Annotated in this window: 1 protein-coding gene; it reads right to left on the bottom strand. The window is 48.1% G+C overall.

The window, feature by feature from the left end; translation table 11 throughout:
- Window positions 1-854: 854 nt before the first annotated feature.
- Window positions 855-2018, bottom strand: coding sequence for a hypothetical protein (locus QMC96_13265; protein MDI6877724.1), 1164 nt, complete (start codon window positions 2016-2018; stop codon window positions 855-857).
- Window positions 2019-2193: the final 175 nt, after the last annotated feature.

A 2193-nucleotide genomic window follows, 5' to 3' on the forward strand; every position in this document is an offset into this window, starting at 1 on the left:
GAAAAAATACCCAGCTCTTCATCCAAAAGTAATTGTTCGTAAGTTCTGGTAACTTGGTCAAAATGACCGTTTGTTATGCGTTCAGATAAATTCTCCAGAGCCGTTGTGGGTGACACCAAAGTAATACAGATTACTGCAATAACCATAATTAAAATGGAAATTTTCATACTTCTACCACCTCCAAAGAACTGAGGCAGTTCAGAACGCTATCATGGAGTTCGGCTCCGACAGTGTTCATTCGTCCGGGCACACCGGATCTCCTAGGGATTTTCATGTTTTTACCTCTGTTCCACTCGTTATCGGAGGCATGATCCAAAACTTCATCTAATCAGAAGCGCATTGGTAAATGCCTACGGGCAGCAGCGGGGTTCTCCTATCCGGCTAAGATGTGTGAACCCCGAGCTACACTGAAACCTTTGCTTTTCTGTATAAGAGATTTGTGTCTCCATCATCTACACGTTACAACCTCTGCAGAGCGATAATTATGAGAGTTTTCACATTGTGATTCCTGGGCTTTAGGGTAACACGGAGTTTCTGCGGCAGACGTACCCTGAACAGGAATAAATTCCCCGATTGTTATTCGAATAAAATAAAAAACTGCAGGGAAAATACTCCTTCATGCGAATATTGGTAATCAGATTGACCTGATAAGCGATTGACCAGATAAGCGATTGACCATCATACCCTGAAACGGTGCAGAATCTAGCGGACTCTCTTTATCGGTGTCAGTGGATAGACCGCAGGTGCAATTCATGGATCGGCAGGCTATCAGCTGCAATTTCCACGACCATACCATCGCTTTGTGAATCCCACGTCATCGAATACGTTCATTTGCATGGCTTCGTAAGAACATCTCAGCGCCTTTTATACAGATCATAAGGATTTTCGGCATTAATGAGAACTGCATATCCACCATCGTATGTCTCGGTGATGGAGATGACCGCCCCTCCATGCAGTTTAGCGTTCAAGAACGTCTCCCATTCGCGTGAGCCCCTGGCATCGAACTTCAGAATACGGGGAATGCGCATATCATCACGGCTGGAAAGCTCCGCAAAAGCATATCCGCCATCCGATGTCCGTATGACTGGACAAGAAGCATTGAGAGTTTGATGATTCCGCACATTCCCATCCAGATCCATGACTGCCTCCATCGTGACTGCCTTCCACCTATTGTTCTCCAGAATTGCAATTTTATATATGATGTGGAAACCATATCCTGGGATCTCCTGCATGAAATGCAGTTCTTCTATCCCACTCTCGTGAAAAGTTTGATTCCAGAGCAGGATGCCCGATGGATCGAGCCGGAGAATCCATAGATCCCGATCTGATAAACCGCCGGAATCCATTCGAGCTCCGACCAGATATCCTCCGTCCGAGGTCTGAAAGATGGAACTGGTATAGTCCCACGCACCGCTGTCAAACGTTCTCTGCCAGGCCGGAACCCAGTTCTTGTCTAGCTTGAGAACCCATACGTCCCCGGCTCCAATACCCCTTGAGACAGTTTCACCCGCTATGGCGGCCCCTCCATCGGAAGTCGGGATGATCCAAAGCCCGATCCCATCCATCTCTTCTCCCAGGCCACCTTTGCCAAGCGGAACTCCCGACGAATCGAAGAGCAGGATTCGGGAGCCGCCGAGAGAACCGCTGACCGCCGCAACGGTGCCCTCGGCGGTCTGCATGATCGAGTTTACCGATTCCCCGGGGGAGGAAGCGTTCCAGACGACAGAACCGTTACCATCCAATTCGAGTACATGGGAGAACTCTTTGTAATTCGTCCCTACTGTCGCAATTTGACCGCCAATGATATAGCTTCCATCGGATGTCTCCACGAAGGCCCGGGCTGCATCGTCGCCTCCCGTATCGATAAGGGTATGCCACTGTTCTCTTCCCTCCGCATCGACCTTGAAGACCAGGATATCCCGGTTGGCTACGTAGTCACTTCCAATGCATCCGCCAGTGATTACCGTCCAGAGCAGCAATCCAAAGATTAGTACATTGGTAGATGGAAATCGAATCATCTGTTCATGTCTCCCGAGGAAGGATCAGTAATTGAAAATAAATTTGGTGTTTATTCTAAGTCTGAACCTGCTTAATCAACCACATACTTTACTAACCCCAGGGTATCCTGTGCAGTTGACAGGGTAGCGTAACGAAAGTTCTGTAAAATTGAATTGGCCCTGGATCCAACCTAGA

The organism is Methanomicrobiales archaeon, from assembly GCA_030019205.1.
Classification (GTDB): domain Archaea; phylum Halobacteriota; class Methanomicrobia; order Methanomicrobiales; family JACTUA01; genus JASEFH01.

Excerpts from the sequence above, each read along its gene's own strand:
- QMC96_13265 (MDI6877724.1), bottom strand. The coding sequence starts at position 2,018 with ATGATTCGATTTCCATCTACCAATGTACTAATCTTTGGATTGCTGCTC.